Origin of the sequence: Pseudomonas parafulva NBRC 16636 = DSM 17004, from assembly GCF_000730645.1 — a bacterium.
GTDB classification, from domain to species: Bacteria; Pseudomonadota; Gammaproteobacteria; order Pseudomonadales; family Pseudomonadaceae; genus Aquipseudomonas; species Aquipseudomonas parafulva.
This window is the reverse complement of the sequence record NZ_BBIU01000021.1, coordinates 32,576-40,624: the sequence shown is the minus strand read 5'-3', so window position 1 is coordinate 40,624 and position 8,049 is coordinate 32,576. Positions and strand designations below refer to the sequence as shown.

Here is an 8,049-nt window from a genome sequence, read left to right as displayed (position 1 = left end):
TCCCACAGGATGGGGGTTCACCGGTGAAGGCGCCTGGTCAGGCGGAAGCGCCCAACTGGCCTTGGTCGCAGCAGGGCTGCGGGGCGTTGGCGGCTGAAGTACCAGACGCAGAAGGTCACCAACGATACAGACAGCAGAATCAGGCTCCCGCAGAGGCACCCACACTGCTAGTCAGAAAAATTGCGCAATCCTTGTAGATGAAACTGTCTTCCACAAGATCTCAAAGCTGGCGCAATCACTGTGGGAGCGCGCCGCGCTATGCCTGACGTTTGTGCGCTGATCAGGCCTTGTTCAGATACATTCGCGTAGTCAGCAAATACACCGGCAACCCCGACACCACAATCAGCAGCGCCGCATACGGCGCCGCTGCCGCGAACTCGACATTGGCCGTGTGCGCCCAAACCTCGGTGGCCAGGGTAGTCATGCCGGTCGGGCTTAGCAGCAATGTGGCGGTGAGTTCCTTCATGGCATCCAGGAACACCAGGGCAAAGGCGGCCGCCATGGCGGGGAAGATGATCGGCAACGTGACCCTGCAAAAGGCCGTGAAGCTGCTCGCGCCCAGCGTTCTGGCGGCCTCTTCAAGCGTTGGCGAGGCCTTGTTCAGCGCGGTGCGTACGGGTGACTGGGCCAACGGCAGGAACAGCAGCGCATAGGCCAGCAGCAACAGTGCCGACGTCTGGTACAGCGCCGGCACATAGTGCAGGGCGAAGAACACCAGCGTCAGGGCGATCACCAGCCCGGGCAGGGCGTGCAGCAGGTACGGCAGGCGCTCTGCCCAGATGGCCAGGCGGCCTTTGTAGCGCACCACCAGGAAGCTGATCGGCAAAGCCAGCAGCACGCAGAAGCCCGCGCCGCCCAGCGATACCGAAAGCGATGTGAACAGCGCCTTGGAAATGGCTGCTACCGGGAAGGCGGCCGACGACCCCACACTCAACCAGTAACCGAGCATCGCCAATGGGATGCCGCTGCCCAGTACCGCCAGGCCCAGGCAGAACAGCTGCGCGGGCAGTGCCCAACCACCCAGCCGAACGGGTTGCGCCCGGCGCGCCACGCCCTGGCCAATGCGCACATGGCGAGCCTTGCCGCGTACACGCAGCTCCAGCCACAGCATCACCAGGCACATTGCCAGCAGCACGGCAGACAGCATGGCGGCATTGGCGTTGCTGAACTCCAGTTCGAACTGTTGGTAAATCGCCGTGGTGAAGGTCTGCAAACCGAGGATCGACAGGGCGCCGAATTCCACCAGCATGTGCAAGGCAATCAGCAGCGCGCCACCGAGCATCGACGGCCACAGCAGTGGCAGGGTGACCTTGAGGTACACCCCCCAGCGGCTGCAGCCCAGGGTACGCGCCGACTCTTCCAGGGAGGTGTCGAGGTTGCGCAGGGTGGCTGCCACGGGCAAGAACACCAAAGGGTACTTTGACAGGGCCATCACCAGGATCGCCCCGCCCAGGCCTTCGAAGTCCGAGCTCAGCGATACCCAGGTGAAGCTGCTGACAAAGGATGGCACCGCAAAGGGCAGGCACAGCACTACCCCCCAAAGCCTGCGACCGCGCAGGTTGCTGCGCTCGAGCAGCCAGGCCAGCGCCAGGCCCACCACCATGCAGGTCAGCGTTACACCCACCATCAGCAGCAGGGTGTTGCGCATCAACCCCCATACGAAGGGCCGCCACAGCAGGTGCAGCGCCTCTCGCCAGCCGGCTTCCCAGGCCTTGATGGCCACATAGAGCAAGGGCAGCAGGCTCATGGCGACCAGGAACAGTACGGGCAGCACCACCCAGACAGAGGGGCGCTTGCGGCGCGGCACGAAGCGTACCGGCGCCGGCTGGGTCAAGGCGGCAGTCATCAGAGCAGGCCGACCTCACGTTCAAGTTCGATCGCTTCCTCTGCGTTGCCCAGGTCGGCTGGCGAGATCTTCGGTGGGCGCAGGTCTTCGAATGGCTTGAGGCCGCGGTCAGACACCATGCCTTTGTGCAGTGGGTACTCGGCGGTGGTCTGGGTGATCACCCGCTGGCCTTCTTCGCTGGCCATCCAGTTCAGCAGGGCCTGAGCCTCCTTGGGGTGTTTGCTGGCCTTCACCGCCGCAGCACCAGAGATGGTCACCAGGTTGCCGGCATCGCCATCGGCCAGGTAATACAGCTTGGAGTCGAGCTTGCCGCGCTCGCGCTCCAGGGCGTACCAGTAGTAGTTGTTCACCAGCACAGCAGCCACTTCACCTTTTTCAACGGCCTTCAGCGCCACCATGTTGTTGGTGTAGGTCTTGCCGAATGCTTTCAGGCCTGTGAGCCATTCTTCGGTGGCCTCGCGGCCATGCATCTTGAGGATGGCCACGGCCTGCTCCTGGAATGCACCGCTGGTCGGCACGAAGCCGACGCGCCCGTCCCATTCCGGGTCGGCAAAGTCCATTACCGTGGTGGGCAGGTCTTTCTCGTCGATCTTCTTCGGGTTGAACACCACCACACGGGTACGGGCGGTAACGCCCATCCAGCTGCCATTGGCGGCCACATATTCCTTGGGCAACATGTTCAGGGTAGCGTCGTCGATCTTGGCCAGCAGGCCCAGTTCGCCCAGGTTGTTCAGCGGCGGCGACTCTTCGGTGTAGATGATGTCGGCGGGCGAGCGGTCGCCTTCCTCGATGATCTGGCTGGCCAGCTGGTTACTGCTGCCTTTGCGAATATTGATATGGATGCCGGTCTTGGCCTCGTAGGCCTTGGCGATGGCTTCGCCGATTTCCTTGTGCTGACCGTTGTACATGGTCAGGGTGACCGGGGCGTCTGCCATGGCGGCCGGAGCGCCGATGACCAGGCTCAGCACGGCGGCAGCCAGGGTGCGCATCAGCGGTTGCGGGCGGATCGTCATGCGGGTACTTCCTCGCTTACGGCTACATATTTGGAAACAATGGTAAACGAAATCGTTTCTCAAGTGGCCACGTGAGAAGAAATTCATGGTTGTGTGCTGCCATCACTTACAGGCAACCACTGCCGTCACCGGCGCCACCGGGTACCTCAGGCCATCCTCCTGGTGAACATCCGCGAACCCGGCATTGCGCAGCCGCTGCGCCAGTTCGCCGGCTGGCAATACATGCCGCCCTTGCATGCGCATATGCAGGTAATAAGGCAGTACCCGCGCTGCCGTGTGCCGGTTGCGTGGCACTTCGGCGTGGCAGCACATCAGCACACCGCCGGGGGTGAGCGCCGTATGAAGTCGGCGTATCACCCCATCGAGGTCACGGGCGAAGTGGAACACCGACGAGCACCAGATCAGGTCATAACCACTGCCAAACCCGTCATGGTCCAGATCACCACCAATGATATTCAGGCGCTTCTCCAGCCCCGCGCGCAGAATATTGTCCTGGGCAACGGCAGCGGTTTCGGCAAAGTCGAACACCGTGCCCTGCAATGCCTTGAACCGTTCAGCGAGGGCGATGGCAACCAGGCCTGGCCCGCCGCCCAGGTCCAGCATGTGTTTCAGGCGCGTAGCGTGGGGCAGCCGGTCGACCAACTGGCACGCAACGTCGGCTGTCACCGCTTGCTGCTCCTGGGCAATCTGCACCCGCGCTGCCTCTGCCCAGCGGCGAGCCATCTCTGGGCCGGGCGCTGTAGCCGGCGGCAGGCCGTTACGTAGCGCCTGCTCCAGGGGCGCGCCTGCCTGGCGCAGTACCTGGTGTCGGAACAGCAGGGCGTCACCGCAGTAATCATGCGCGCTGCGGATCAGGTAACGGCGGGCAGTGTCGCCATTGCGGTACTGGTTGCCGTGCTCATCACGCTCCAGCAGCCCTTGGGCCCAGAGCATTTCCAGCAGGTAGCCCGTGTTGAAGGGCTCAAGGTCCAGTGCCTTGGCCAATTGCGCGGGGGCAGTGAAGTGCTGCAGGTGATCGAACAGTTCAACCGTGAGTGCCGTGCGCAGGGCGTCGGCGGCCAGACCTGCCAGTTGCAGGTCCCAGCAGGCTTGAAGCGGGTGAGGGGTAGTCAGGTCCATGCTCATTGCAGGCTCGCTCCATGAGAGAAAGCCAGATGCTAGATGAGAATGATTCTGTATTGCAAATCCGGATGGACATTACAAAACCAGCAGGCAAGAAAAAACCCACTAGCAAGCTAGTGGGTTTTTGTATGGTGCCCAGGAGAAGACTCGAACTTCCACGACCGTTAAGTCACTGATACCTGAAACCAGCGCGTCTACCAATTCCGCCACCTGGGCAAAGCTTTACATCGTCTGGTGAAGGCGACTATTGTTCGCTTCACACAGTAGTAACAGATCCTTGGTCATCTATTACTTGAAAATCTTGGTGCCCAGGAGAAGACTCGAACTTCCACGACCGTTAAGTCACTGATACCTGAAACCAGCGCGTCTACCAATTCCGCCACCTGGGCACACATTCGAGATAAAAGATGCTTTACAGCGCCGTTCATCTCTACTACAACTGCGGGGTTGTCCGTCGTTGTGGTGCGCACTATACGGATGCCTCCGAGGGCTGTAAAGCCCCCGATCAAAAAAAATCTCAAAAAATTCAACTTGTTGATTTCACGAGCCTATTCCCGTTCGCCGGACACGCCACTGGGGCTGTCCAAGGCTGACATTTCCGGTTTCAATACGCCTATGCCAGAATTCCTATCTATATACCCCAAGGTGAACCCCTTCTGATGGCCGATTGGCAATCCCTCGATCCCGAGGCCGCTCGCGAAGCGGAAAAATACGACAACCCCATTCCCAGCCGTGAGCTGATCCTGCAGCGCCTCGCCGACCGTGGCGAACCGGCCGCACGCGAGGAGCTGGCGGCAGAGTTCGGTCTGCACGAAGAAGACCAGATCGAAGCCCTGCGCCGGCGTCTGCGGGCCATGGAGCGCGATGGCCAGCTTATCTATACCCGGCGCGGCACTTATGCCCCGGTGGACAAGCTGGACCTGATCTGTGGCCGTGTGTCCGGCCACCGCGATGGCTTCGGCTTCCTCATCCCCGATGACGGTAGCGAAGACCTGTTCCTCAGCCCCTCGCAGATGCGCCTGGTGTTCGACGGCGACCGCGGCCTTGCCCGTGTCTCGGGTGTCGACCGCCGCGGCCGGCGCGAAGGCGTGCTGGTCGAAGTCATTTCCCGAGGCCACGAAAGCGTGGTGGGCCGCTATTTCGAAGAAGGCGGCATCGGCTACGTGACCCCCGACAACCCCAAGATCCAGCAGGAAGTGCTGGTAACCGCGGGGCGTAACGGCGGGGCAAAGATCGGCCAGTTCGTCGAGATCAAGATCACCCACTGGCCAACCCCGCGCTTCCAGCCGCAAGGCGACGTGGTGGAGGTCATCGGTAACTACATGGCCCCAGGCATGGAAATCGACGTTGCCCTGCGCAGCTACGATATCCCCCACGTATGGCCCCAGGACGTGATCAAGGAGGCGCGCAAGTTCCGCTCCGAAGTCGAGGAGAAGGACAAGGAGAAGCGCGTCGACCTGCGCCATCTGCCGTTCGTCACCATCGACGGCGAAGATGCCCGCGACTTCGACGATGCCGTGTATTGCGAGCCGCTGGGCAAGCTGCGCATGTTCTCCGGTGGCTGGCGCCTGTACGTGGCCATCGCCGACGTTTCCAGTTACGTTCGCCTGGGTTCTGCCCTGGATGTGGAGGCCCAGCAGCGGGGTAACTCGGTGTACTTCCCGGAGCGCGTGGTGCCGATGCTGCCGGAGGAGCTGTCCAACGGCCTCTGCTCGCTGAACCCGCATGTCGATCGCTTGGCCATGGTGTGCGAAATGACCATGAACAAGGCTGGGCAGATGGTCGACTACCAGTTCTATGAAGGGGTGATCCATTCCCACGCCCGCCTGACCTACAACAAGGTCAGCAGCATGCTCGAGCACTCCCGAACCCGTGAAGGCAAGGCCCTGCGCGAGGAATACAAGGCGGTCGTGCCAGACCTGAAGAACCTCTACAACCTGTACAAGGTGCTTCTGAATGCCCGCCATACCCGCGGTGCCATCGACTTCGAAACCCAGGAAACCCGCATCATCTTCGGCGAAGAGCGCAAAATCGCGGAAATTCGCCCCACTGTGCGTAACGATGCGCACAAGCTGATCGAAGAGTGCATGCTGGCTGCCAACGTGGCCACTGCCGAGTTCCTGCAGAAGCATGGCGTGCCGGCCCTGTACCGTGTGCACGACGGCCCTCCGCCGGAGCGGCTGGAAAAACTGCGCGCCTTCCTGGGCGAGCTGGGCCTGTCGCTGCACAAGGGCAAGGACCCGTCGCCGAAGGATTACCAGGCCCTGCTGGCGAGTATCGCCGAGCGCCCGGACTTCCACCTGATCCAGACGGTGATGCTGCGCTCGTTGAGCCAGGCGGTGTACAGCACCGACAACAACGGCCATTTCGGCCTGAACTACGAGGCGTACACCCACTTCACCTCGCCGATTCGCCGTTACCCCGACCTGTTGGTGCACCGCGCCATCCGCAGCATCATCCGCTCCAAGGTGGATACCCCGCACGTCAAGCGTGCCGGCGCCATGAGCATCCCCAAAGCGCGCATTTACCCGTACGACGAGAACACCCTCGAGCAGTTGGGTGAGCAGTGCTCGATGACCGAACGCCGGGCCGATGAAGCGACCCGTGACGTGGTCAACTGGCTCAAGTGCGAGTTCATGAAGGACCGTGTGGGCGAAACCTTCCCGGGTGTAATCACGGCGGTGACGGGCTTTGGCCTGTTCGTCGAGCTGACTGACATCTATGTGGAAGGGCTGGTGCACGTCAGCGCACTGCCGGGCGACTACTACCACTTCGACCCTGTGCACCACCGCTTGTCCGGCGAGCGCACCGGGCGCAGTTTCCGCCTGGGTGACACCATCGAGGTGAAGGTCATGCGCGTTGACTTGGACGAGCGCAAGATCGACTTCGAGGTGGCTGACAAGACCCTCGCCGCGCCGATTGGCCGCAAGCAGCGTGGCGCAGCCCCTGCCGGCGCCCCCGCCGAGCAGGCGCAACCGGTAGAGGCCAAGGCCACACCGAAGCCGCGCAGCCGCAAGAGCGAAACCGCCGAAGCGTACTTCCCCAAGGACGCCGTACAGCGCAACAGCGAAGTGCGTAAAAGCCGCGAAATGAAAAAGGCGTTGATGACCGAGGCCCGCACCGGCGGTAATGCCAGTGGCAAGTCCGAGAAGGGCAGCAAGGCCACCGGCAAGCCCACCAAGCACCGTAAAGGCCCGTCGAAGTCCGGTACCCAACGCAAGAGCAAGAGCAAGTCATGAGTCAGCTGGAAAAAATCTACGGCGTGCATGCCGTGCAGGCATTGCTGCAGCACCATCCGAAGCGGGTCAAGCAGATCTGGCTGTCGGAAGGGCGCAGCGAGCCGCGCCTGCAGGCCCTGCTGGCGCTGGCTGCCGACAACCGCGTGGCGGTCGGCCAGGCCGAGCGCCGCGAACTTGATGCCTGGGTCGAGGGCGTTCACCAGGGCGTGGTCGCCGAGGTGAGCCCTAGCCAGGTGTGGGGTGAGTTGATGCTCGAAGAGTTGCTCGAGCGCACCGAAACCCCGCCGCTGATTCTGGTGCTCGATGGCGTGACCGACCCGCACAACCTGGGTGCCTGCCTGCGCACTGCCGATGCGGCCGGTGCCACCGCGGTGGTGGTGCCCAAGGACAAGTCCGCCACCCTGACGCCCGTGGTGCGCAAGGTGGCCTGCGGAGCCGCAGAGGTGATCCCGCTGGTAGCTGTAACCAATTTGGCACGCACGCTCGAGAAACTGCAGCAACGCGGTTTGTGGGTCGTGGGTACCGCCGGTGAGGCCGAGCAGGAAATCTACCAGCAGGACCTGACCGGCCCGCTGGTGATGATCATGGGCGCAGAGGGCAGGGGCATGCGCCGCCTGACCCGTGAGCATTGTGATTTCCTGGTCAAGTTGCCGATGGGCGGCAGTGTCAGCAGCCTGAACGTGTCGGTGGCTACCGGGGTTTGCCTGTTCGAAGCCGTGCGTCAGCGCCAGGCCAAGCGCTGATCATCAGCCCGTCGTGGCGTCTTCGCGGGTGAGCCCGCTCCCGCAGGTAGTGTGCAAGGCTTGATGCTAGGCCGAAGCCTGTGGGA

5 protein-coding genes and 2 tRNA genes are annotated in these 8,049 nt (G+C 62.4%); 2 read left to right on the top strand and 5 right to left on the bottom strand.

Annotated features, from left to right (window positions below; all coding sequences use genetic code 11):
- Positions 1 to 280: 280 nt before the first annotated feature.
- The 5 genes from PPA02S_RS14885 to PPA02S_RS14865 all read right to left on the bottom strand — a co-directional run bounded on the left by PPA02S_RS14885 (position 281) and on the right by PPA02S_RS14865 (position 4,370).
- The gene (locus PPA02S_RS14885; RefSeq protein ID WP_028631828.1) at positions 281 to 1,846 is read right to left on the bottom strand and encodes an ABC transporter permease; all 1,566 of its coding nucleotides are present in this window, start codon (positions 1,844 to 1,846) and stop codon (positions 281 to 283) included.
- On the bottom strand, positions 1,846 to 2,859 hold the full coding sequence (locus tag PPA02S_RS14880; RefSeq protein ID WP_028631827.1) for an extracellular solute-binding protein: 1,014 nt from the start codon (positions 2,857 to 2,859) through the stop codon (positions 1,846 to 1,848). Before PPA02S_RS14880 ends, PPA02S_RS14885 begins: the two co-directional genes overlap by 1 nt.
- 102 nt (positions 2,860 to 2,961) lie before the next feature.
- Positions 2,962 to 3,984, bottom strand: a complete 1,023-nt coding sequence (locus tag PPA02S_RS14875) for a methyltransferase domain-containing protein (protein ID WP_028631826.1) — start codon at positions 3,982 to 3,984, stop codon at positions 2,962 to 2,964.
- 126 nt (positions 3,985 to 4,110) lie between these two features.
- Positions 4,111 to 4,197, bottom strand: a tRNA-Leu gene (locus PPA02S_RS14870).
- 86 nt (positions 4,198 to 4,283) lie between these two features.
- Positions 4,284 to 4,370 (bottom strand) — tRNA-Leu (locus tag PPA02S_RS14865).
- A gap of 270 nt (positions 4,371 to 4,640) precedes the next feature.
- On the opposite strand from PPA02S_RS14865, the gene rnr reads away from it, so the two are divergent.
- Positions 4,641 to 7,220: a ribonuclease R gene (gene rnr, locus PPA02S_RS14860; RefSeq protein WP_028631825.1), complete on the top strand. Its 2,580-nt coding sequence runs from the start codon at positions 4,641 to 4,643 to the stop codon at positions 7,218 to 7,220.
- Complete coding sequence (rlmB, locus tag PPA02S_RS14855; protein WP_028631824.1) at positions 7,217 to 7,963, top strand: 23S rRNA (guanosine(2251)-2'-O)-methyltransferase RlmB; 747 nt, start codon at positions 7,217 to 7,219, stop codon at positions 7,961 to 7,963. Before rnr ends, rlmB begins: the two co-directional genes overlap by 4 nt.
- Positions 7,964 to 8,049: the final 86 nt, after the last annotated feature.